General features: G+C 61.7%; 22 protein-coding genes. 13 read left to right on the top strand and 9 right to left on the bottom strand.

The features are described from left to right. Positions 1-37 precede the first annotated feature (37 nt). Positions 38-1912 carry a hypothetical protein gene (locus KIT79_15575; GenBank protein ID MCW5830727.1) on the top strand — a complete coding sequence of 625 codons (1875 nt, stop codon included), beginning with the start codon at positions 38-40 and terminating at the stop codon, positions 1910-1912. Then, positions 1909-2391, top strand: a complete 483-nt coding sequence (locus tag KIT79_15570; protein ID MCW5830726.1) for a hypothetical protein — start codon at positions 1909-1911, stop codon at positions 2389-2391. The genes KIT79_15575 and KIT79_15570 overlap by 4 nt, the downstream gene beginning before the upstream one ends. Before the next feature lies 1 nt (position 2392). Here KIT79_15570 and KIT79_15565 read toward each other — a convergent pair whose 3' ends face one another. Next, positions 2393-3571, bottom strand: a complete 1179-nt coding sequence (locus KIT79_15565; GenBank protein MCW5830725.1) for an ABC transporter ATP-binding protein — start codon at positions 3569-3571, stop codon at positions 2393-2395. A 46-nt stretch (positions 3572-3617) separates the two neighbouring features. Next, positions 3618-4379 carry an ABC transporter permease gene (locus KIT79_15560; protein ID MCW5830724.1) on the bottom strand — a complete coding sequence of 254 codons (762 nt, stop codon included), beginning with the start codon at positions 4377-4379 and terminating at the stop codon, positions 3618-3620. A 31-nt stretch (positions 4380-4410) separates the two neighbouring features. Here KIT79_15560 and KIT79_15555 point away from each other — a divergent pair, with 31 nt between their 5' ends. Further along, a complete protein-coding gene (locus KIT79_15555) occupies positions 4411-4998 on the top strand; it encodes a hypothetical protein (protein ID MCW5830723.1) in 588 nt (195 codons plus the stop codon). A gap of 6 nt (positions 4999-5004) precedes the next feature. Here KIT79_15555 and KIT79_15550 read toward each other — a convergent pair whose 3' ends face one another. The 6 genes from KIT79_15550 to KIT79_15525 form a co-directional block, all read right to left on the bottom strand. Next, positions 5005-6027 carry an aldo/keto reductase gene (locus KIT79_15550; protein MCW5830722.1) on the bottom strand — a complete coding sequence of 341 codons (1023 nt, stop codon included), beginning with the start codon at positions 6025-6027 and terminating at the stop codon, positions 5005-5007. 77 nt (positions 6028-6104) lie between these two features. Next, entirely contained in the window at positions 6105-6761 is a 657-nt protein-coding gene (locus KIT79_15545) for a pentapeptide repeat-containing protein (GenBank protein ID MCW5830721.1), read from the bottom strand. A 132-nt stretch (positions 6762-6893) separates the two neighbouring features. Further along, positions 6894-7244, bottom strand: coding sequence for a ribosome-binding factor A (locus KIT79_15540; protein MCW5830720.1), 351 nt, complete (start codon positions 7242-7244; stop codon positions 6894-6896). Positions 7245-7246: 2 nt separating this feature from the next. Then, positions 7247-8482, bottom strand: a complete 1236-nt coding sequence (gene ispG, locus KIT79_15535; protein ID MCW5830719.1) for a flavodoxin-dependent (E)-4-hydroxy-3-methylbut-2-enyl-diphosphate synthase — start codon at positions 8480-8482, stop codon at positions 7247-7249. Positions 8483-8588: 106 nt separating this feature from the next. Then, entirely contained in the window at positions 8589-11237 is a 2649-nt protein-coding gene (locus tag KIT79_15530; GenBank protein MCW5830718.1) for a hypothetical protein, read from the bottom strand. A gap of 36 nt (positions 11238-11273) precedes the next feature. Then, on the bottom strand, positions 11274-13364 hold the full coding sequence (locus tag KIT79_15525; protein MCW5830717.1) for a VTT domain-containing protein: 2091 nt from the start codon (positions 13362-13364) through the stop codon (positions 11274-11276). A gap of 198 nt (positions 13365-13562) precedes the next feature. Between KIT79_15525 and KIT79_15520 the strand changes: the two genes are divergently transcribed. After that, positions 13563-13814, top strand: coding sequence for a hypothetical protein (locus KIT79_15520; GenBank protein MCW5830716.1), 252 nt, complete (start codon positions 13563-13565; stop codon positions 13812-13814). A 103-nt stretch (positions 13815-13917) separates the two neighbouring features. Then, positions 13918-14433, top strand: coding sequence for a restriction endonuclease (locus tag KIT79_15515; protein ID MCW5830715.1), 516 nt, complete (start codon positions 13918-13920; stop codon positions 14431-14433). Between the two features lie 2 nt (positions 14434-14435). On the opposite strand, the gene KIT79_15510 is transcribed toward KIT79_15515, so the two are convergent. Then, the gene (locus KIT79_15510) at positions 14436-16301 is read right to left on the bottom strand and encodes a hypothetical protein (GenBank protein MCW5830714.1); all 1866 of its coding nucleotides are present in this window, start codon (positions 16299-16301) and stop codon (positions 14436-14438) included. Between the two features lie 55 nt (positions 16302-16356). Between KIT79_15510 and KIT79_15505 the strand changes: the two genes are divergently transcribed. The 8 genes from KIT79_15505 to KIT79_15470 all read left to right on the top strand — a co-directional run bounded on the left by KIT79_15505 (position 16357) and on the right by KIT79_15470 (position 23867). Beyond that, complete coding sequence (locus KIT79_15505; GenBank protein MCW5830713.1) at positions 16357-16968, top strand: hypothetical protein; 612 nt, start codon at positions 16357-16359, stop codon at positions 16966-16968. Further along, positions 16965-17696, top strand: coding sequence for a hypothetical protein (locus tag KIT79_15500; GenBank protein ID MCW5830712.1), 732 nt, complete (start codon positions 16965-16967; stop codon positions 17694-17696). Before KIT79_15505 ends, KIT79_15500 begins: the two co-directional genes overlap by 4 nt. After that, a complete protein-coding gene (gene ligA / locus KIT79_15495) occupies positions 17693-19726 on the top strand; it encodes an NAD-dependent DNA ligase LigA (protein ID MCW5830711.1) in 2034 nt (677 codons plus the stop codon). Before KIT79_15500 ends, ligA begins: the two co-directional genes overlap by 4 nt. A 7-nt stretch (positions 19727-19733) precedes the next feature. Next, on the top strand, positions 19734-20012 hold the full coding sequence (locus KIT79_15490; protein ID MCW5830710.1) for an acylphosphatase: 279 nt from the start codon (positions 19734-19736) through the stop codon (positions 20010-20012). 137 nt (positions 20013-20149) lie between these two features. Next, positions 20150-20356 carry a hypothetical protein gene (locus KIT79_15485; protein MCW5830709.1) on the top strand — a complete coding sequence of 69 codons (207 nt, stop codon included), beginning with the start codon at positions 20150-20152 and terminating at the stop codon, positions 20354-20356. Between the two features lie 113 nt (positions 20357-20469). Continuing rightward, a complete protein-coding gene (locus tag KIT79_15480; GenBank protein MCW5830708.1) occupies positions 20470-21492 on the top strand; it encodes an isocitrate/isopropylmalate dehydrogenase family protein in 1023 nt (340 codons plus the stop codon). Positions 21493-21503: 11 nt separating this feature from the next. Beyond that, positions 21504-22487, top strand: coding sequence for a tRNA glutamyl-Q(34) synthetase GluQRS (gene gluQRS, locus KIT79_15475; protein MCW5830707.1), 984 nt, complete (start codon positions 21504-21506; stop codon positions 22485-22487). A 111-nt stretch (positions 22488-22598) separates the two neighbouring features. Continuing rightward, entirely contained in the window at positions 22599-23867 is a 1269-nt protein-coding gene (locus KIT79_15470) for a thioredoxin domain-containing protein (GenBank protein ID MCW5830706.1), read from the top strand. The last annotated feature ends 234 nt before the right edge of the window (positions 23868-24101 follow it).

Raw genomic sequence — 24101 nt, 5'->3', positions numbered from 1 at the left:
AAAGCCCGCACCTATGAACCATTTTAGTGCTGACTGAATGACGAAGATTATTGTCAGGGCTGCACTCCAACATAACATACAACGTCGTCCGGATAGTCTGAACACCCACTATTATTGTGCACTTCTGTTTTCTGCGGTAATCGCCGCCACTTTCCAGTATCCGCTGTTTAGTGACCCCTACCAGATCGAAGGCGATTCGCTGGTCATGGCCTATCTGGCACAGGGCGTTAATCCAGATATTTTCCCAGACGATTTGGCGGCAAATACGCTCATCGCGTACGCACCCCGCGGCGCGGTCTATCTGTATGGGATTCTGTTCCCATTCGTCCATCCCCTGACCCTGTCAAAACTGCTGCCGCTCCTCCTGATCCCGCTGGCAGGTGTGCTTCTTTTCCACTACACGTTCCGGGCCTGCCGGGACGTGAAGACCGCCTGGCTGGCCGTGGCAATTCTGCTGCTTCTCTGCCGCTGGCACTACTTCTACACCGGGTCCTGGCGGGTGTTCGCCCTGCCGCTCACGCTCCTGTACATCACGGCGCTCCAGCGGCGGGCCTGGGCTGCCGCCGGAGCGGTCATCTTCCTGACCATTTTTTCCTATGCGCTTCTCGCACCAGTGATGCTGCTGACCGGCCTTTCAGTGGCGATCTCGGATTTCATCACTGCACCCGGACGCGATACCGGAAAGGCCGTCCGGGGCGGCCTCGCCATCGCGGGTTCGTTTCTTCTGGCTTTTGCCATTGGTTACGTGTGGGCTCCGGAGCGGCAGGTTTATTCGACGCCATCCTATGACGAAATATTCCAGCGGCCGGAGTTCGGGCCGGGCGGACACGGCCATCCGGTCCAGGTGCTCATTGACCACACGCCCTCATACGTCTTTTCCTGGGATTTCATCGCCCAGCTCCTGTTCTACTCGCGGCGGCCCATCACGCCAGAGACGGCCCCTTACCTCACCCTCGCCCTCGTCCTCGCCGTGCTGTGCGGCCTCCATGCGCGTTCGCGCCACCGGACCGGGAGATACGGAGCCGCGAGGTGGACAAGAGCGGCCGGACTCCTGTCCGTGGCGGGGCTGCTGCTGGCTTTGGTCGCCGGCGGCAGGCTGGGCGCGATGGCCGGAACCGCCATGCTCGCGGCGCTCTGGCTTATCCTGCTCCGTCTCTCCGCCCCGCCTCCCGTAACCGACCGGATTGCCCTTATCCTGCTCCTCTCGGCGCTGTTCATGACGGCGTTTGTGTTTCTCACGCACCCGATCGTCGGCATCCGCTTCTATTATGCCCCCCACCAGTTCCGCTACTTCTTCCCGGTCAGCCTCTCGCTCATGTTCGCACACACGATCCGCCATTCCGTTTCGGCGGGTCTGATCCCGTTTCCGAAGACTTTGCCCGCTGCCGCGATCGGGGTCATCGCCCTGACAGCGGCCGCCGGTCCCCTGTGGGATCATACCAGGTGTGAGGATGTCTCCCTGTATGAAACTGCTGCCCAACTTCCGAACGACACGATGATCGTCACTCATCCTTACGCGGCCGATTGCGTTATGGGGTACGGCCTCCGGTCTGTGTACATTTCCTATACCAGTGCCTCGCCAATCAGCGCGGTCACGTGGCCAATCATGAAAGAACGGACCTTTGAGGCCCTTGCGTTCCTGTATTCGCGTGATGCAGCGGGGGCGGCATCGTTCTGCCGCCGGCATCCGGATTTTCATGCGGCCGTCCTGGACCGTTACTACACGGAGGACTACCTCTCGCAGCCGCTTCCCTACATCCGGCCGTTCGACCAGTTCTTCCAGGAACTGGAATCCGGTCCCTACTGGCTGGAGAACCTGCCGGAACCGTTCCGCCTGAAGTCATGGGATGGCGGGTACCTGACTTCCTGCGGGAAGGTGCTTCAGGCCGCCGGGACGCCGGAGTTGCCGTGACACCAGCCAGCCCCGTTTACCTGAGGCTGAAGTCCTTTTTCGAGGAGCGTGAAGTCTCCCGGCGGGCGGTCGCGCCGCTATCGGACAGGGCCGCGCTGCGCCTCCGGCTGACCGGTCATGGCGGTGAATACCTGTTTACCGCTCACCGCGGCCAGCCGCGGCTTGACCCGTACGCGGGAGAGCCGGTGGACCTCACCATTACCGTTCCGGATGCCGCCGCGGAACGGCTCGTGTCGCTGACGGACGAAACCCTTTCCGCCTATGCTCTCTGCATTCTGGAGATGGCCGCGAGCGACGACCCAGCGATCAAGGTCAGGGGCAATATCCACTCCGGGGTGTGGACCCTCTGGCGGCACGGCTATTTCGGGCTGCTGCGGCTCGGTGGACCGCCGATGATGGAGTTCCTGAAACGAAAGGGACTGGGATCGCTGACGGCAATCCGCCAGAAGATACGCTCCACGCGCAGGCCCCTGGAATAGGCTACCGGCCCCAGTCCATGCGCATTTCGATCCGGCTCACGCCGTCATCGCGGGTGGTTCCCGTGACCGTGAAGCTGTAGCGCCGGTCGTGGTAGTCGTATTTCACCACGTCATCGGCATCAAAAAGCGCGACGGTGACGAAATACCGGCCGGGAAGCAGCGGGCAGCCGGGTATCACCGCCTCCGCGACACCGGTTCCCGGGGGCATCTCGTCCCGTTCGATACCCAGTTTCACGCTCGATGTTCCGTAGCAGAGCACACCATCGTCGCGGTGAATCGCCACGCCCAGGTTCGGCCGCGCAACGGTGCGGGCGGCCCGGTATTGAACCCGGATGGAAATGGCCGAGCCCAGGGGCACAAGCCCCGGCTCGATCACGACCCGCTCGATCACGAAATCACGCCGGGCATCCGTGGCTGACTCTTGCTGATCTGCCGGAGGCTCCGGAAGCCGGCTCATTTCCCGCCGGTAGTCTTCCGTAACCTGCCAGGCCGGGCCAAGCGACCTCACCCGGCCGCCTTCCAGCCACACCACCCGGTCGCAGACCGCCCGCACCTGCCCGAGGGCATGGCTCGCCAGCACCACCGTGCATCCGGCCCGGCGAAGATCGCGGAATGTCTCAAGGCACCGCTGGTGAAACCTCTCGTCGCCCACGGCCAGCAGCTCATCGATCACCAGCAGGCTGGCCGGCCGGGTCACCGCCAGCGCAAACCCCAGCCGCATCCGCTCGCCCGTGGACCAGGTACCCAGCGGGCGGCGGGCAACCTCCGAGGGAAGCTCCGCAAACCCCAGTATCCGGTCCATATGGGCGTCAGCCCAGCGGACCGGGAGGCCGGTGAGGGCGCACTCGCGGCGGATATTCCGCACCGCGTCCAGCTGGGGCGAGAAACCTGCGCCAAGCTCGATCAGCGAACTGATCTGGCCGGGCAGCCGGATCTCCCCGCCGGTGGGAGCCGAGACGCCGGCAATGAGCCGGAGGAGTGTTGTCTTGCCCGAACCGTTCCGGCCAATCAGTCCGACCGCCTCACCGGCGGCAATATCCAGGCTGACGTCATCGAGAGCGGGCACCCCGCCCGTGACCGGCCAGCGGCCGGTCATGAGCGCCTGCATGTTATGCCCGAACCCCGACACCGCCGGGTAGTATTTGCTGAGAGACCGGATCGAAACGGTGGCGGGTTCCATACAGGATTCCAGTATAGCGTCCATCACCATCACCCGGCGTGTTTCGTCACACCCGGTCGGTAATGAGCGCCACCCTCCACCGGGTCAGCAGCAGGCCTGACAGCAACAGGACGGCAGCCGTTCCCAGAGCCACGGCAATATCGGTCAAAACCGGCATCGCCCCTTCGCCAACCAGCGCCTGCCAGATACGCGCCCAGGCGGCCGGGGGCCACCACTCCAGAAATACCCTCATCCTCACGGGAAGTACCTCCGGCCGGTAAACAACAGGCGCTGACCAGAAGACGACGGTCATGACTGGCTCAATCAACGGCTCCAGATCACGGATGACCGTCACCAGAAGGGCCGCCAGGAGCACGGCTCCCCAGATGGTCAGAAAAGCCACGAACACCGCCAGCGGAATGAGGAGATCACTGGCCGACAGCGGGCGGACCCCGGCGAGATAGACAAGCCAGACAGCGCCCGTGCCGGCCCCAAGCAGGATGGCGCCCTCGGCCGCGCTTATCGCCGCGAGCAGTTCCGGGTGCGACTGGTGGCTTCTGAGAAGCGACGACTGTGAGAGATACGTCCGGGCTCCGCTGCGGACTGCCTCGTCCGTGAAAATCCAGGGAATAAAGCCCGACAGCATCCAGACCACATAGCTGCTGCGACCGCCAAAAATCCCGCCGAATACGACGGTAAAGATTCCTGCCAGAAGCAGTGGACGGAGCACGGTCCAGATGAGACCGCCGGACATGGTGGCGTAGCGCTGCCGTATATTGGCCAGCGCAACCGAAAGAACCGCCACCACCCGGTCCATTCCGCTTGACACCGGGGCCTGCCCGTGTGGAAATGGTACGGACGTGCTTCCTGAATGGTTCATCGCGGTGGCCGGCTTCCTGATGCTGGTGACGTTACTGGCCGTGCTTTTGCTGGTCAAACGCAGCCAGTCCCATGCGCGCCTGCTGGAAACCATGGAGCGCCGTCTGGACGGCATTGAGGGCGGTATCCAGAACCTGGGACAGAAGTCAGACGCAAATTCGGTTTCACTGGATGCACTGTCGCCCACACTTCAGGCGTTTGAATACACACTTCGGGCAATCGAGGCGACCTTAACCGGTGATCTCAGAAATGATCTCAAGGACACGCTCCTGATTCTCCGGAACGACTTGTGGCTGAAGCTCGAACATGTCGAACGGGATATTATCTTGCGGAGTGTCGGCGAATACCTGGACCGCCGGTTCTCCCGCCTCGAAGCCGATCTCTACCTGCTCCACCTGCGGGACATGAACCGGTATCTGCTGGAAAAGGGCCGGATCACCGAGGCCGAGTTCCAGTCGACCCTGGACCGGCTGAACCGCCTGGGCCTCGATGACAGCCGCGCTGCCGTCCTCCCGCTTCAGAAACTGTCCGAAATGGTCCACGGGCCCAAGCCCGGCGGGTCCAAGTGACTTCGGCTACCAGGGCTCCCGCCCGCCGATAAAGTCGTATGGGTATCCCCAGTATGGCTTCGACGCCGCATCGAGCTGTTTCAGGTCGTCGGCATCCAGCTTGAGATCGAGTGCCTTCAGGTTTTCATCCAGCTGCGCCACCGTTCGCGCCCCGACAATAATGGAAGTCATTCCAGTCTGCTGGCGAAGCCACGCGAGCGAAACCGATGCCGGGGCGGCGTTGTGCCGTTTCGCCACGGCGTCCACCGCATCGAGCACCTTCCAGTTGGAATCCCGGTCGATCTGTTTCCACGAATCGCGCCACTCGGCGAGCCGTGTTCCTTTCGGGGGTTCCATTCCCTTCCGGTATTTTCCGGAGAGAAACCCCCGTCCGAGCGGTGACCAGACCATCATGCCAAGGCCAAACTGGCGGCATGCAGGAACAATCTCGCGTTCGGCGTCACGAACGATCAGGGACCACTGGAACTGGACCGATACATATCCCTGCACGCCCATGCGGGCTGCTGCCCCAACGGCCTCCCCCAGGCGGTAGCCCGTATAGTTGGAACATCCCGCATAGCGGACCTTGCCGCTGGTAACGAGATCGTCGAGCGCACGCAGGGTCTCTTCGATCGGGGCGCGCCGGTCCTGCATGTGAACCTGGTAAAGATCGATATAGTCCGTTTTCAGACGCCGGAGGGACTGCTCGCAGTTCCAGATGACCGACTTGCGCGACAGTCCGTAGCTGTTCGGGTCCGGGCGGCCCGCACCCATCATCATGGGAAAACGGCACTTGGTGGCGATAATCGCCTGCTCGCGCCGCCCTTCAAGCCATTTTCCGAGCAGTTCCTCGGACCGGCCCTCGGAATAGACATTGGCCGTGTCGATGAAATTCACGCCACGGTCCAGACACCGGTCCAGCACGGCACGGGCCTCCTCGTCGGGAGAGGTTACCCCCCGCATGAACGACTGCGATTCGCCGAACGTCATCGCTCCAAGGCACAGTTCCGGCACGCGCAGCCCCGAATGGCCCAGATTGCGGATTTCCATGTCATCCCCTCCAGCAAGGTTTCCCTGTCCGAGTATCTGATTTGCCCGGTCAGGTCTAACGGACAGGGGGCCGGTTTTCAGGGTATCGCCATCGAAAGGTTCATCCTGGCGGCATTTTCCTGCTTGCCGGGATCACTGAACTTCGTTCCGGACAGTTGTGAACTAATGAACCGGGCACCCTCGATATTTGCACCCCGAAAATCGGCCCACCTGAGATCAGCGTTCATGAATACGGCATCCCGGAGGTCAGCCCCGCGGAAATCAGCATGTGCCAGGTTCGTGCCGGCAAACGAAGCCCGCCGCAGCTTGCTGAACTGAAATACCGACCGGGTCAGGTTGGCCGCGTCGAAATTCGCCCGTTCCAATACAGCATGGTTGAAGTTCGCAAACCGGTGATCGGCGTCACGGAAACTCCCCTCCCGGACATCCGCTCCCACAAAACGTCCGCGGACAATCCGGGCCTTGTCAAAAACCGGACTGAGCAGTTTTCCATTTTCGAAACTGGCATTCACCAGCGTAGCCCCCTGGAACTGCGGGGCCACAAGCCGTTTGTCCGCCATATCGCCCGCCTGAATGACCTTGGCAGAAAGGTCCACCGCAAAATCTTTTGTCTCATCTTTGGCTGCTGATGGCGGATGCCAGTTACCGTCATAGAGAGCTGGCGGCGGTGTTTTTCCGAATACCGATCGCCGCTGGGCGCACCCGACAGGCAGCGACAAAATAAAACCCAGCATGAACGGTAAGAAAATCCTCATGCCGGCATGCACGCAAAAACCATGCCCAGAGGACCACCTGAGCCGATTCCTGGAGCCCAGCTAACTGGTTGGAATTACTCGTCTATTCCAGGACTCTTACTGCCCCACAATTCAGGTATCCGCTCGAAATGGACCCGCCAGTTCTGGAGCGTACCGAAGTGTGACGACCGGCGTCTTTTTCTTCGCAAAAGTCTCCGCCAATGTACGCCGGAGGTACGGAGCGGTACGTTTCAAGGCACTCTCGACTTCCGCCCGCGCATGGCGCGGCTTTGACACCGGGACGCAGACTGCCCGGATACGGGAGCCATCCGCCGAAACCTCAATGCTGAACAGGGTAAGCCCCTCCAGCTTGGGATCGGAAAAGTGCCGGATCAGCTGGGCGATTTCGCGCTCATAGGCACTATGAAGCCGTCCGTCACGGACCTGCCGAACGCGGCCCTCGCCTTCCTCATCAATCGGCATGACTACCGCCGGGTGCTGGAAGCACCACCCCAACGGGCTTCCACGTAGTCGTTCACGATCTGGATAAAATCCTGGGCGATGGTCTTTCCCTTGAGCGTCGTCATCTGTTCGCCATCCTTATAGACAGGCGCTTTGGGGTCCTCGCCCGTGCCGGGAAGCGAGATGCCAAGGTCGGCACTCTTCGATTCGCCTGGTCCGTTCACGATACAGCCCATGACGGCCACTTTCAGTTCCTCAACACCCTTGTACTGCTGCTGCCAGATGGGCATCTGGGCACGAAGGTACCCCTGGATGTCATTCGCCAGCTCCTGGAAGAACGTCGATGTGGTCCGGCCGCAGCCGGGGCAGGCTGTCACCTGGGGCATGAAGCTGCGAATCTCCAGTGACTGGAGTATCTGCTGGCAGATATAGACTTCCTCGCGCCGGTCGCCACCCGGCTGCGGCGTAAGCGAGACGCGAATCGTGTCCCCAATTCCCTGGGAAAGCAGGATTGCCAGCGCGGCGGATGAACTCACCGTGCCCTTCATGCCCATGCCGGCTTCGGTCAGTCCGAGATGCAGGGCGTAGTCGGACCGCTTCGACAGTTCCACATAAACCCTGATCAGTTCAGGAATATTCGAAATCTTTCCCGACAAGATGATGCGGTCGTGCGGCAGGCCGATCTGCTCGGCAAGCCTCGCTGAATCAATGGCGCTCTGGACCATCGCCTCAATGAGAATGTCCCCCGCCGACCGGGGCTCCGGCGAGGCGGTGTTCTCGTCCATGAGCCTTGTAAGCAGGTTCTGGTCCAGCGAGCCGCCGTTGACGCCAATGCGTACGGGTTTTCCAAACTCGATGGCTGTCTCGATCATGGCACGAAAATTGGCGTTTTCGCGCTTGCCCATCCCGGCGTTGCCAGGATTGATCCGGTACTTGTCCAGAAGCCGCGCACATTCCCGGTACTTGGTCAGCAGAATATGCCCGTTGTAGTGAAAATCGCCGACAACCGGAACATTGCACCCCAGATCACGCAGGCGCTTGATGATCTCCGGCACGGCTTCGGCCGCCTCCGGGTTGTTGACCGTGATCCGGACGATTTCCGATCCGGCATCGGCCAGCAGCTTGACCTGCTCCACCGTGGCCCTGACGTCGGCGGTATCGGTGTTGGTCATCGACTGGACGACGACCGGATGGCCGCCACCTGCAGTGACATTGCCGATCCGTACGGCAGTGGTTGGCTTGCGGGGAAATGCACTCATCTGATGACTGTCCCTGGGCGTTCAGCCCGGCGTGAACATAGGGCCGCATGGGCCACGGGTGCAAGAGCTTGTCCCGCCGGATGTTCGGCCCATTCTGATGCGAAAATCAGTCTTCCAGACGGAACCGGCCCACGTCGCTGTCCAGACGTGATGCCAGGGTTTCCAGTTCCCGTGCCACCCGCACGAGTTCATCCGTCTGCTCGCGGGACCGGCTCGCTGTTTCCCTTACCGTGGCGGCCGACCGGCGTATGTCACCGCTGGCGCCGATCTCCTCATTCAGGGTCCGAAGCACCGACTGCAGCGTGTGATTCACGGTCTCGACACCCTCGGTAACCTGGGCTGAGGCCCGCACCTGTTCATGGCTTGCGCGGTTCACCCGGGCCACCTGCTGCTGCACCTGCTCGATGCGGGTTGCGATCTGGGTACCGGTGTAACGCTGGGTTTCACCCAGACGACTGAATTCCCGGACCAGTTCGCCAAGCTGGTTCACCACCTGGGTGATCGACCGTGCCGACTGGCTCTGGTCGTCCACCGCACGCCGGGTACGTTCGACCACCGACAGCGACTCTTCCGCCTTCTGCGTGATCTCGTCCAGCACGCGGGAGGTACTCTCAGCCATGGCAACGTTCTGTCCCGCACGGACCATCACTTCCTCGATGGAATTGGCCGCCCGCTCGGTCTCCACCTGGATCGTTTCTATCAGTTCGGCGATCTCCCGTGCCTTGCCGGTGGTGCCATAGGCGAGCTGCCGTATTTCCTCGGCAACCACCTGAAAAGAGGCACCGTGTTCGCCGGCCTGTGCCGCCAGAATGGAGGCATTCAGCGACAGCAGCGTCGTCCGGCTGGCCACGCTCCGTATGGTCTCGATGATCTCGTTGATGGCCCGGTTGCGGCTCCGGAGAGAAACGACAATACCGGCCGTTTCATCGACAAGCTGGCGGCTTTCGGTAATGGCACGAACCGTCTGTGCGAGTGCGTCCCGTCCGGACTGGGTATTGGCAAGCACGTCGCTGGAAAGCTGCTCGCTCATCACCGCATCGGTCCGCAAGGCGTTCACACGGTCTTCAATAAGCTGAACGGCCGAAACGGTCTGCGCCGTGAAACTCTCCAGATCCGACAGCCGGGATGCCAGCCGCTCGGTTGAAGCAAGCATTTCGCCCGATGCCTTCCGGATATCACCGGTTTCCGCAGCCAGCTCTCCGGTGGAAGTATTTACCTGCTGGGCAGTGGCGTGCAGCTCAATGGCAGCCGATGAGCTGCCCTCCACGGCTTCTTCCAGACGGTCGATCTCCTGCTTGCCGGACTCCAGCCGTGCCGCAAGCTGGTCCACCGAGCGGGCTGTATTGTCAGCCAGATCATACTGGCCGCGGCTTGCCTCCGAGAGCGTGACGCTCCGGGTAGCCACCGCCCGGGCGGCCTCGCCCAGCGCCGTGCTCGCTTCCCGTATATCCGTGACGATGTCAGCCAGATTGGAGACCGTCTGCGCGGTTTGCTCGGCCAGTTCGCCCAGTTCGTCTCCTGTCACAAACGGCCGATGCCGGATGAGACGCCCCTGTCCGACGCGCCGGGTGTATTTCAGCAGGCTGCGCAGCGGGACAATGAGATCCCGGCTGAGGAATACCGACACGAGCAGGCACAAAACTGCAATCAACGCATAAATGACGATCAGGCTGCGAAAAAGGTCCGTCGAACTATGGGTGTGCAATTCGGCCAGCGCCAGAAGATAGCGGTGCTGAAGGCCGAATTCGTCAAAAATGCTTTCCGGAAGTGAATGGAAGGTAACTCCATGCCGGTAGTCTTCCTCATACTGCTCCTGGGCGCGCTGCATGATCTCCACGGTGGCACTGTCTTCGGCAACGCCAGGAACATTCACCAGGAAAATCCCGTCGGTCAGGTCATATAAAACCGGCCCCGCACGGCTTCCCGTATGAAACCGGCCGAGTGGTCCGGTCCATCGTTCCCGCTCAGACGGAGAAAAATCCGACGGCTGTGCCCTCTGCACCCAGTCGGCAAAAAGCGGAAGGAGGCTGTCGAGCCGCTCCACCCGGTCCTGCACACGGAACCGCTCTACCACCACGAACGAGACGAGAAATCCGACCCCGAGCGTGAAGAGAAGCAGCCCGAACAGTCCGCTCCTGAGCTTTCGGCCTATGGAGTTCCGCCGCTTCACGTTGGACACGTTGATGGCGGGGTTAAGCACACGTATCTCGTTTTCGAGCGGACGGAGCAGATCACGCTGGGCGTAAATCTGGGGCAGGTTGATTGACATCGCCGTGCAGGTGGAGAGCGTCGGGATCACCCAGTAAAAGGAGCTGGAAAGGTCACGGAAGAACCAGATCGCAACAATTCCACCAGCAACCCACAGGAACACGCTGACCAGCGTCCCCAGGTACGGAATATCATGAACCTGCCGGAACAGCCGAACGAGATCGTCCGGACGGGATTTCCATTCCTCGGGCGGCAGCGAGCGGAACTCTCGGACGCTTTTGAACAAGTACCAGAACCAGCCGGTCCAGATGGTCGCCAGCACCAGCGTGAACCACCCAAGTTGGCTTACACGATCCCAGCCAATCAGCCCTTCCAGGTAACGCTGGGTGGCGGGCTCGAACAGCCCGCCGGTGAACAGGATGCCTGCCACGCCAATGGCAATGGTCAGCGTGGCAAAGCAGGCGGCAATCAGCAGCGCTTCGGCAAACAGCCGGGTTGCCGACTTCGGCAGCTCCTCCAGCGACAGGCTTTCAATTTCCTCATCCATCCCGACACCCGCGCCAGCCGCCGGCGCGGCCACAAATTACCCCCGGATCAGCGCCAACAGCTCCCGGGTCTTTTCTTCCAGCCGGTCTGGGGCCTTGGCCTCTACATTCAGCCGGAGCAACGATTCAGTGTTCGATGCCCGAAGGTTGAACCACCAGTCGTCAAACTCCACTGTCAGGCCATCTACCTCGGTTACCTTGCCAGCCTTGCCGTAACGTTCCTTTATGCTGGCGATAATAGCTGCTTTATCGGCCACTTCCGAATTGATCTCCCCCGAAGCATGGTACCGGCGATAACGGCCCACGATCCGGCTCATGGGTTCTGCGGAAAAAGCCAGCTGGTTCAGCATGAGGACAAGGGCCAGATCGGTATTTTCGGCATAGAAGTTGTCACGGAAGTAGTAGTGGCCCGACAGTTCGCCGGCGCACAGGGCATCCCGTTCACGCATGGCCGTCTTGATAAAGGCATGTCCTACCCGGCAGACGTCCGAGCGCGCCCCCGCCTTTTCCAGCTCCTCACGGACTACCCAGGAAGAACGGACATCGTAAAGCACCAGTTCGCCCTTCCGGCCGCCGATCATGTCCAGTGCAATGAGCAACGTCGTCAGGTCACCCGTTACCGTCCGTCCCGTTTCGTCCAGAAACACCAGCCGGTCGGCGTCACCGTCATATACGGCCCCCATGTCGGCACCGAGTTCAATCAGCTTGCGGCGGCACTGTTCAAGGTTTTCCTCTTTCAGCGGATCGGGCTCATGGTTCGGAAATGTTCCATCCGGATCGCCATTGATGACCACGATGTCGTGCGGGAGATCTTTCAGGGACGCAGGCGTGATGGTGGTGGCAGCGCCATTCGACATGTCCACGACCACCTTCAGGCGCCGGCCGCCGGTCCGGACGCGGCCCCGGATCTTGCCATAATATTCGTCGAGGCTGCTGAAAGGGATCAGCCTGCCAGTTTTGGCTGCTGCGGCTGGCGCCCCGGCGGCGGTAGCCATCTCGCCGATGGTCCTTATTTCCCTGTCATAAACCGGCACTGCATTCGCGCGGCATATCTTGAACCCGTTGTAGCGCGGCGGATTGTGGCTGGCGGTAATCATCACACCCGCCGGAAAGCCATGCTGACCCACCGTAAAATTGAGGAGCGGCGTCGTCGCCCGGCCGATGTCATATACGTCGGCGCCGCGAAGGCGGGCTCCACCGGCAAAGGCGTTGAAAATCGTTTCGCCTGTAGTCCGCACATCCCGGCCCACAACAATCCGGTCCACCTTCAGGTAATCTACGATTGCTGACCCGATACGGCCTGCCAGTTCCTCGTTCAGTTCGTCAGGAACGACACCCCGGATGTCGTACGCCTTGAAAATGCTCATCGCCTTTCGATCCTTTCCGCCTCCGGTTTCACCGGGAAAGTAAACATGTCCGTCCGGAACCGGATGCTCGGCCTCGAACTTCCGGGCGGCCGGTTCCACCAGAACCCGCTCGCCCAGCAGACCGGTTGCACGAAGCAGGTACCGGAGTCCGAAAAAGCCCCCTGCGGCGGCCAGCACATACAGGACGGTTTGCTGCGCCTCGCGGGCCAGATGAAACGCCCGGTCGATATCCTCGCCAAAGTAGTAACCGGCGTACACCAGCAGCGGAACGCTGATCAGCGCGCCCATGCCATCATAGAGGATGAATTTCCGGTAGGGCACCCTGAGAATACCCGCCGTGAGAAACATCGGCGCCCGCACGCCGGCCATGAACCGGCCCACGAAGATGAACCGGGTACCGTACTTCTCGAAATAATACTCCGCGGCTTCCACCCGTTCACGGGTGGCGATCTTCCGGATCAGCGGAAACTCGATGATATGCGGGCCGAACCGGCGACCCAGAGTGAAGATGATCGAATCCCCCGCAATCACACCAGCGAAGGTCGCCACAATCCCCAGCGCCAGCCCCTGAGGCAGATGTGCCGGGAAAATCGCGGGGCGCATGTCCAGCTTGCCCAGATAAGCCAGATAGCCCGTCGTTACGAGAATGATATCCTCGGGCATTGGAAGTCCCAAGCCGCAGGCCAGCAGCACACCCACGATCATCCCGATGAGCACACCAGGCGGCTGTTCCTGGAGAATCTGGAAGAACCGGTCGAACAAACTGGATGGCTCCTGTCCGGGTTCCGGCGTGACCCGGACCTTCCGGAGGGGCCTATAGCTCCGGCCAGTGCCCGGCGCCATGACTTGGCTGAATTCGCGCTTGATTTTGCGGCTGGGGGGGCCTAACAACCGGCCACCGGGCCTTAGAAGGAAAACGGGCCCGGGCTTCCACGGATACCATCAGGGAGCACGGGAACCATGAACCGCGTTAAAATTCTTGATCTTTCCATGATCGTGCTGAATCTGGCCCTGCTTGTCGGTCTTGTTGCCGGCTGCGTGCTCAGCCCCAGTTTCCTGTCGATTGTGAAGAAGGGGGACAACATTCCGATCGTCGGCATGATCTTCCTTGTGAATGGGACAATCTGGATCGCCTACCGGCAGGCATTCCGCAATGATGAACTGATCCGCCAGGGCCGCCGGGCCGAGATGTACAAGGAAATGTGCGAATAGCGCCGCCACCCTGCCTCGAAGCCGGCAAAGCCCGCCATGAGCGGGCTTTTTCGTATCATCCGGCCGGGCTTCGTGCAGAAAAGCGCGCTAAGGTGGGCCGAGGATGAGCGTCATCTACATCGCAGTCGCCGGGCTTCTGCTCGGGTTCATCCTGATGGCTGTCGTGGGGCGGCATCCGGTTCCGATTCTCCGCGAGGACGGCGGCACAGAAGGCGGTGGACTCGAACTGCCGCCGGACAAGGCCGGTTTCCGGCGGTTTACCTCGCTTGAGGCATTCGCAGAGGCAATGCATGCACTGGTGGCGGCGCAGGGCATGGAAGTGGCCGCGCTTCAGCGGTCTGGTGAAGACGAGTTCGAGATTCATGCCCGGCTTCCGGGGGAACTCGTATCAGGCCTTGTCATTTTCCACTGCCGGATGAGCGACGAACCGGTCACCGCCGAACGTGTGGAAGAGCTCAAAAGCTCGGTCCGTGGAGAACGGGGTCTCAAGGGGGTTTTCGTCACCACCGACTACTTCACTGCCGACGTGCACAAGATCGTCGAAGGCTCGCCCATCGAATTCGTCAATGTCGAACGGCTATCGGCCTTGCTGGACGAATACGGAATCCCCGGCGGATAAGCCTATTCGGCAGCGGTTTTCCGTCCAAAGACCAGCAGCGCATAATATGGATCGCCCAACGCACCTGTTGCGGGCGTGGCTGATCGCCGGGTGTCATCCAGCCCAAACCTGGCAACAGCCTCATAGTCACGGGCGATCACCTTCTGCAGGTCCGCCCCATAGCCTTGGCCAAAGGCGCCAAGCCCGCCTTCGCGGTAAACCCGGTTGCTTACGACCACGAACTCCGGCCGGGCTTCCTCAAGCCGCCGGACGAGATCTTCCATTGGGTCGCCACGAACCACATGGGCGATGAAGTTATGGTCCGGTAATGCGGGACGGGTCCGGGTAGCGAAGTAGAGCACCGGCTCCTGGGGAAATACTGCCAGCGGGTCGCCGGGCTTCGTGCGGGCAGCGAGGAACTCTATCGCCTCGCCGAATATCCGCGCCCGCACACCATCTGTGGCAAACGGGAGCAGGGAAACTGCCGGGGCATATCCCTTCAGCCGGAACCGCTGGAAATTGGCAAGAATGCCAGGTACCCCGAATACCAGCAGCCCGAGCGCCACAAGTCCGGCGGACTGGCGTCTGCGGGCGCTGACAATCCACCGGAGCCATTCGCCCGACAACGATACGGCGACGACGACGGCAGGGAGCAGATAGAACGAGCCAAAAAGTCCCGGGGACAGTGACGCCGGCGTCCGGACAAGCAGCCCCGCGCTGGCGACAACAAGCAGTAACCGGGTCCGCCGCTCCGGACCCGGCACCCCTCCGATGGCAAGCCCCGCAACCACCAGCAGCAACAGGGGAATAACCCCGGTCAGAATCGTATAGTCCGCGAGCAGCCGGAGCTGCGGGACAAGTCCGTCCAGCGACCGGGCCGGATATCCGGCCACAAATCTCACGGCCGGCGGGATCAGCAGCGTCGCCGACAGGAACATCGCCACACGCAAGTTTCGCCGCGCCAGGAAAAGAATCAACGCCGCTGGCACAAGCAGCAATGCAAACGAATAGAGTGACAACCCCAGGATATTCCCCAGTGCTTTCCATGAAGTGACTGCACCCGCCGTCCGGGCCAGAGCCGCCCCGGCGGGACTTGTCAGGAACGGCCGGGGATCGACGTTCTGAAGATACGTTTCAACCGTACCGCCGAGTCCCGGCACCAGCAGAAAGCCGGCACCGGCCGCCAAAGCCATTCCTGCCAGTGCCGGCAGGTGATAACCGCTCCGCCGGCCACTTTCGGACCGCGAAATCCCCTCGACAATGAAATCGGCGGCCAGTACCCCTGCAGCCGCCAGGCCGAACTCGAACTTCGTGTGGAGCAGCAAACCGGCGACAAGGCCCGCCACAAGACCGTCCGCGGCCGGAGTTACTCCCTGACGGGCATCCAGCCAGCGGTCCAGAAACGCCAGATACAGAACCGCAGCCAGCAGGGCCGAAAATGAATACGGCATCAGGCGGCTGAACAGTTCACTGTGAAAGGTAAAAACACCGGCCACTGCGAGCAGGAGCAGGATGCGGCCTGCCGGAGCCACGAACCGCCGGGCAATCCGGTCCACAAGATGCAGTTCCGCCGCCGCCAGCAACACGCACAGTGCGAGGTATGCCGTTACGTCCAGCCCGAGCAGCGCCATCGAACCCCGCAAGAACGTGGGCCCCACCGGGCCGTACAGATAAGCAATGCCAGTATAAAGCGGCTCGCCGGCCGCAAGCCGCATAACGGTCACGAGGTCGTGGAACGAATCGATCACGATGTCGCCCGCCCGGCCCCAGCCGAAGTGGAGCATCAGGGCGAAGCCAGCGGCCCAAATGGCTGTCACCGTGACGGATGTCTGCCCGGCGGCAGGACCGGCTGGCCGGAGCGCCGAATCTGGAGTGCGATCTTCGGTCATTTGGTACCCGTTCCAATAGTTGCTCCCAGCGGGGGGTGTCGGCAACGATGGACGGGTGAATTGCATACGAATTACGGGGCTCATTGCCGTCTTTGTGCTTTCGGCCTGTGCGTACCGTCCATTTGCTCCGCCAGATGCCGGGGCGGATGCCGCCACGAGTCCGGACAGGACCTTCCGTGCTGTTCTACTGGACCGGAGGCAATGGGATTCGGGCGGCCGCAAGGATCTGGTTGCGATCCACTTGACTGCCGAAAACCACGGCGACGTCCCGGTGGATCTGGAACCCTGGGACTGCCGCCTCTCTTCAACCCGCATGGATGTGCACCCATTAAGCCCGTTGCGGGCAGCCGTATCCACATCGGCCCGGCCGGACAGCCGGCCCGGCCAGGACAGCTTCGGCATCGTCTGGCTGGCACTGCGTATTGCTATGCTTCCATTCGACTACGGAGCCCGGAAAATGCAGGCGAGTGCCAACGCCGACCGGCTTGATGATTTCCAGCAGAAGATGCTCGCTCCTGTCCGGCTGGTACCGGGCTCAAAGACCGAAGGAGTGCTTGTCTACGAGGAGAAAATGAGCAGCCGTATGGAGCTCTCCTGCATTTTGTGGAACGAGGACGGAACGCAGGGCACCGACACCCAGATCATCCTCCGGAGCAGCGAACCATGACACCGGCTGTCCGTACCGGGCTTTCAGCATTACTGGCCGTGATCGTGCAGGGTTGCGGTCCGGCTGGTTTCGTGGAGGGCTATGCTGCCCACAAGCCTCCAGACCTTCCGGTGGCCGATATCGATCGTTGCGGGCTTTCCCGCCCCTCACTCCGGGCACCAGCGGAACTCATGCTGCACGTAGAAACCTCGCCCTACACCTCGTCACGGCTCGCCATCGCCCGTGCCGGTGGCGTCAGGGAGGTGGATGTTCCGACTGCGGCCGTGGCGGCACTGGATGCCGAGGCCGCCGCGCTGGCAAACCAGACCATACCGCCACTCACCGACCTCTTCGATGCGGTGGTCCCTGTGCCCGCACTGTACGAGCCAGGACCGGGACAGCTTTTGGGCAAGCTGCGGTTCGAGGCAGCCCCGTTCGGACAAGGCCAGATACCCGTAGTGCCCACAGCCGGATCCTATCTGGAACTGCATTACGAACTGGTGCAGATCACGGCAAAACTGAGATTACAGCGTGATGGCAAGATGGTGGAAGAACTGTCGGCTGCCGGTATTGCCTACCAGCCCCGCAAGGGAGGCCTTGAAGCAGCCATCCGGGAAAGCGGGTTCCTCAACTCGGCCGCCCTCTGCCATGCCATGCGCCAGATCGGCGTCCGGCTCCGCCGGTCGGAAGGATTCCGCAAGCTCCTGAATCCGCCACCGGCAATAATATCCGCCCCACTGCAGAAATGATCTCCAAACACCCACATGCCGAACAGGCCGCCCGGCTGCGCGGTCTCCTGAACGAGGCCAACTACCGCTATTACGTTCTCGATGATCCTTCGATGCCGGATTCCGAATACGACCGGCTGCTGCGGGAACTTCAGCAACTGGAACAGGAGCATCCGGAGCTTCTGTCTCCGGATTCACCGACCCAGCGCATCGGTCACGCACCTGTATCGGAACTGGCGAAGGTAACACGCAAGAACCCGATGCTTTCGCTCGAAAACGCCATGAATGGGGAGGAGTTTCGTGCCTTTCATGCCCGCACGGTCAAGACCCTCGAAGGCCTTGGCGCCCTGAAGGGCGAAATCAGCTACTTCTGCGAGCCCAAATTCGATGGACTGGCCGTGGAACTGGTCTATGAAAACGGCCTGCTGGTGATGGGTTCAACACGGGGCGATGGTGTCACCGGCGAGGACGTAACAGTAAACCTCCGCACGATCCGCTCCATTCCCCTCCGGCTGCGCGGAGCACACCCCCCCGAACGGATCGAGGTCAGGGGCGAAGTCCTGATGACCAAGAAAGCCTTCCGCCAACTGAACGAGGCCCAGGACGAGGCGGGAGAAAAACCGTTCGCCAATCCCCGGAACGCCGCAGCCGGTTCTCTACGGCAACTGGACCCCGGCATCACGGCCCGCAGGTCGCTCGACATGTACAGCTACCAGCTTGGCGAAGTGACAGGGGGGCCCCGGTTCAAGACCCACATGGAAACGCTGGAATGGCTCAAGGAACTGGGATTTCAGGTAAGCCGCGAAACCGGGAAGGCAGAAGGCGCGGAAGGGGTCCTTCACTACTACGCCCGGATGGCCGAAACGCGGGATTCCCTTGATTTCGAGATCGACGGCACGGTTGTGAAGGTGAATGACCTCGAACTCCAGCGGCTGCTAGGTTCCAAATCCCGCGATCCGCGGTGGGCAATCGCGTTCAAGTTCCCGCCACGGCAGGCGGTGACGCGCCTCCTGGATATCGATATCCAGGTGGGCCGCCAGGGGGCCCTGACACCGGTGGCAAAGCTGGAGCCGGTACAGGTCGCCGGCGTGCTGGTGCGGAATGCGACGCTCCACAATGAGGACGAGATCGCCCGCAAGGACGTCCGCATCGGCGACACGGTGATCGTCCAGCGGGCCGGAGACGTCATTCCCGAAGTGGTCGGCCCGGTCATGGAAAAGCGGCCGCCGAACGCCCGCAAGTTTGTCTTCCCCCACAAATGCCCCTCCTGCGGCGAGCCTGTTTCACGGCCTGAGGGTGAAGTCGCCTGGCGATGCGTGAACCTCCAGTGCCCAGCCCAGTTTCAGGGGCGGCTTGAACATTTCGTCTCCCGCAAGGCGATGGATATCGACGGCCTTGGAGGCAAGATCATCAGCAAGCTGACTGACATGGGGAAAATCCGCACGCTTGCCGACGTTTTTGCGCTTCAAAAGGAAGACATCGCCTCGCTCTACAAGAAGGGCGACACGGCTGCCCAAAAACTGATTGACTCCATTCACGGTTCCCGCAAGCCGCCGCTTGGCCGGTTCATCAACGCTCTCGGCATCCGGCATGTGGGCGAGGCCACTGCCGATCTCCTGGCCCGCGAGTTCAAGACGGTCGAACGGCTGATGGATGCTTCCGAAGCGGAACTGCTTCAGGTTCCGGACGTAGGTCCAGAGGTGGCCCGTGCCATACACGGGTTTTTCACCAATCCCGCCAACCGGCGGACAGTGCACGACCTGCTGGAACTGGGGGTGGAGCCGGAACCGCCAGCGGCCACCGGCGATTCACTGAAGGGAAAGACCTTCGTCCTGACCGGCACGCTTTCCCGGTGGACCCGGGATGGCGCCGCACAGGCCATTGTCTCGCTGGGTGGCAAGGTTTCGGGGTCCGTTTCGAAAAAGACGAACTACGTCGTCGCCGGAGCCGAAGCAGGGTCGAAACTTGCCAAGGCGCAGGAACTGGGTATCCCGGTACTGGACGAGCCCGCCTTTGAAAATCTGATCGGCCATACGGGCGAGGGACGCTAGCAGCCCCATGAAACGGTACCGGTTTACCGTCACGGGCCGGGTACAGGGCGTCGCTTTCCGGTATACGGCCCGGGATGAAGCAACCGTACTGGGGCTAAGTGGCTGGGTCCGGAACCGGCCCGATGGTTCCGTCGAGGGCGAGTTCCAGGGTCACGACGCGGCCTGCGCAAAAATGCTCCTTTGGCTGGAAAAGGGACCACCAGCAGCCCGCGTCGAACGTCTTGCCACTTCAGAGATACCACCCCTCGACCAGGACGCCGGTTTCAGTATCCGGCCAACGGGGTGAGCCCGAACTTTCAGCCCCGCCTGTCGCCGCAAGGTGACAGGCCGGGGACAACCCTTCAGAAATCCCGTTGCTAGGACACCTTAGCAGGGGTTTTACTGCACCGGCCCGCGGCACAGATCTTGTATGCTCCCTGCGAAATGTTTGAAAACTCCGTCATCCTCAACAAAGCCCGCAAGGCGCCGCTGTCGGCGAAGCTCTATATCGCCCTCCTGATCGGCGTCATCGTTTATATCGTCCTGTTCGGGTGCGCTTCCCCTAACGAAGCCGCCATTGGTACCGGCTCTATTGCCGGCACGGTTTCATGGCTGGACTCCGCTCCGGCCAACCCCGCCGGTTTAATGTAGCGACGTTCCTTTTCTTTTCTCTCGGGACGCGGGCCGCCTAAAAACGGCCCGCGTGTTTTTTCAGGTGCGGATGCGGCCATTCAGGTATCCCCGCTTCACGGAGATTGTTCCGCATGGTACAGTTTCCCGCCATGGGCATCGAAATCACCTATGTCCCCGGCGAGGGTTTGGGCCCGGAACTTCTCTTTCATGCCCGCCGGGTCATTGATGCGCTCCTGCCCGGCACCAGATGGGACGAGCAGGAAATGGGCCGGACGGCATTTGAACGGACCGGAGAAGCTGTACCCAGGACACTGGTTGAATCGATCCGCCGCACCCGGGTTGCCATCAAGGGGCCGGTAGAATCGGCCATGGGCGTCAAATACTCCTCTCCGAACGTCCAGCTCCGGAAAACGCTCAATCTCTATGCCAACGTCCGGCCTCTCAAAAGCCTGCCTCATGTCCGCGAGGCGTTTCGCGGGATTGACGCAGTCATTATCCGCGAAAACACGGAAGACATATACGCAGGCATCGAGCACAAGGTGGCACAGGGAGTGGTCCTCACCATCAAGCTGGCGACCAGGATAGCCTGCGAGCGGATCAGCCATTTCGCATTCGAATACGCCAAACGATACGGCCGCCGTTCCATCACCTGCGTCCACAAGGCAAACATCATGAAGAAGTCGGACGGCCTGTTCCTTGAAACCGCCCGGCGGGTGGCGGGCGAATCCCCATTCATCGGGTTCAGCGACTTCATCGTGGACAACGCCTCGCTCCAGATGGTCCAGCGGCCGCAGAAATACGACCTGATCCTGACGACCAACCTTTATGGCGATCTCCTCTCCGACCTCGGCGCAGGCCTGGTGGGTGGTCCGGGCACGGTGGCGAGCGCGAGCTATGGAGATGGGGGCATGGCGGTTTTCGAGCTGTTTCACGGCGCCCGCCCCCACCGGGATGGCCGCGACTGGGCCAACCCCACGGGAATACTCCGCACGGTCGTGATGCTGCTGGAGCACATCAACGAACGCGAGAAGGCGCAACGGCTGGATGCCGCCATCGACAGCATCGTGACCGGAGGCCGCGATGTCACCGGTGACATGGGCGGCAGCGCCACGACCACCCGGATGGTTGACGCCGTTCTGGCGAAGGCCGCCTAGACCGTTTTCCCGTGACCACTCCCTATGTGGGGCGGCTCGCCCCGTCTCCCACGGCCCGCCAGCATATCGGCAACCTGCGAACGGCACTCGTCGCCTGGCTCGATGCCCGTGCCCACGGAGGGCGGCTCATCCTCCGGATCGAGGATCTGGATCCTGCCCGTTCGCGCCCGGAGTTTGAAAACCAGATCATCGAGGATTTCCGGGCCATGGGTCTCGACTGGGACGAAGGCCCCGGTGCAACGGCAGGGCCGGCTGAACTCCGGAATACTCACTCCCCCTACCGGCAAAGCGAACGGGCCCATTACTACCGGAAGATTGTTACGGCACTGGAAGCCCGGAACCTTGTCTACCCCTGCTTCTGCAGCCGCAAGGAGATCGAAACGGCCGCCGGGGCCCCTGCTCCCGGTGAAGACGGTCCCCGTTATCCCGGCACCTGTCGGCACCTGCCGCCTGCTGATGCCAGCCGCCGGATTTCGGGCGGCGAATCCTATGCCTTCCGGTTCCGGGCCGACGACCGGCTGGTCACGATGACAGATATCCATACGGGCGCTGCGGCGGAAAACGTCTCGACGCTCCGGGGCGACTTCATCGTTTTCCGCAAGGATGGCGTGGCGAGCTACCAGCTCGCCGTCGTCGCCGATGATCGCGCGATGGGGGTGACGTGCGTCGTGCGGGGGGCCGATCTGCTCGATTCCACCGCCCGGCAGGTTCTCCTGTATGAAGCACTCGGCTGGACACCACCCGGATTCCTGCATGTCCCGCTCGTCACGGGTCTGGGTGGCCGCAAGTTCGCCAAACGGGAGCGTGATATTACCCTGCCGGAACTGCTCCACCACGGCTGGACCGTAGAGAAAATCCTGGGCTACCTCGCCCATTCGCTCGGCCTTCTGGATCGGCCCGAACCGGTCACCCCCGCAGGCCTTCTGCCCCACTATCGCCGGGACCGGCTTTCGGACGCGCCCTGGGAAGTGGACCCCGGCGCACTCCTGCGCTGAAAAGCGTTAAACCGGCTTCATTCCGCTATCAGTCCGACTTCCACCCCCCAGCGGCATGGTCTAGGCTCGCCCCGTTACCTGAGTTCCATCCATACCTAGGGGTGAATATCCATGTCCGAGGAAAAAACGTCCGCCACGCCCAGATGGCTCTATCCGGCAGCTGTGGCAGTTTCCGCCGTTGCCGTCATCGTGTCGTTCTACCTGACGCATCTGCACACGATCCGGTACACGAAGGAACTTCTGGGCTCGCTCTGCACGATCAGCGACGTGGCCAACTGCCAGATCACGATTGAATCGAAGTATTCGGAACTGTTCGGTGTCCCCATCTCGAACTTCGCCGTCATTACCTACGTACTGATCGGAGTCGTGGCGCTGTCGGGGATTCTGGACCCGAAGAAGGCCCTGCCGCGTCTTCTGCTGGCGGGCGGCGCCTTTACGACGCTGGTGAGCCTCGTGATGGCCTACCTGTCCTATGCCGTCCTGAAAACGATCTGTCCCGCCTGCACGGTCCTCTATGTCTGCTCGTTCGCACTGCTCGCTTTCGGGTGGATCGCGCTGAAGTCGGCCCCCGGCGGCGGGTTTGGCGACGAGATCTCCGCCCTGTTCAGCCCGAAGCTCCTCGGGATTTCGGGAGCTTCGGTCGTGGCGTCGCTGCTGGTGCTCTGGGGCCTTTCCGCACGGATGAGCCCGGTGGACGCCATCGAGAAGAAAGATCCCGCTGTCGCCCGCCCCGAAACCCCGAAGCCTGACGTGATAATCGACGGGGAACAAACCACCGAACGCGAGGACACCCTGAGACTCGTGGCGAGATTCCTGGACGCCATGCCGAAGGTTGATCTCGACTGCGGACCGCTCCAGCCCAAGGGCAACCCCAATGCCCCGGTCATGCTGGTGGAGTTCGCTGACTTCCAGTGTCCGGCCTGCAAGGGATTCGTGCCGGCGCTGAAGGAACTCGTCCGAACCCACGGCGACCGGGTGAAGGTCTGCTACCGCAACTATCCGCTCGACGGAGAGTGCAACCCGCGCATCCCCAAGGGCCGCGGGCACCAGAACGCCTGCGAGGCGGCCCGCGCCTCCATCTGCGCCAGCCAGCAGGGGAAACTCTGGGAGATCTACGAGGCGATGTTCGAAATCCAGGGGCGCGGCCTCAACGAAACCAGCATCCGGTCCATCGCCAAAAACTTCGCCCTCGACATGGGCAAGTTCGAGAAGTGCATGAAAGACCCCCTGACGGACAGGATGATCCGCGACGACCTCGACACCGGCACGAAGGTGGGCGTCGAGGGAACCCCGACCATCATCGTCAACGGCCGCAAGCTCCGTGCGCGGCCCGACGCCACGCTCCTCAAGATGGTCGTCGAATACGAGGAGCAGCGGTAGGGGGACGGGAACCGGAATTAAGCCGGTACTGCTTGACAAAAACAAAGAGATAAGTGATAATAGCTTACGGAATCCTCATTCGATCCAGAAAACTTATGAGATGTCATATCTCCCACGGAAAGTATCCGACCTTGTGGGCTCGCATTGCTGGCTTGGTCGTGTTTGCCCTTTCGGCATGCGGCTCCGGCTCAACCGGCGGGAACGGTACGTCTTGCGGTGGGGGGGGGGGGGGGG

This window comes from Deltaproteobacteria bacterium, assembly GCA_026129095.1.
Lineage (GTDB): Bacteria > JAGRBM01 > JAGRBM01 > JAGRBM01 > JAHCIT01 > JAHCIT01.
Note: the sequence above shows the minus strand (reverse complement) of the source record. Positions and strands in the feature narration are given on the sequence as shown.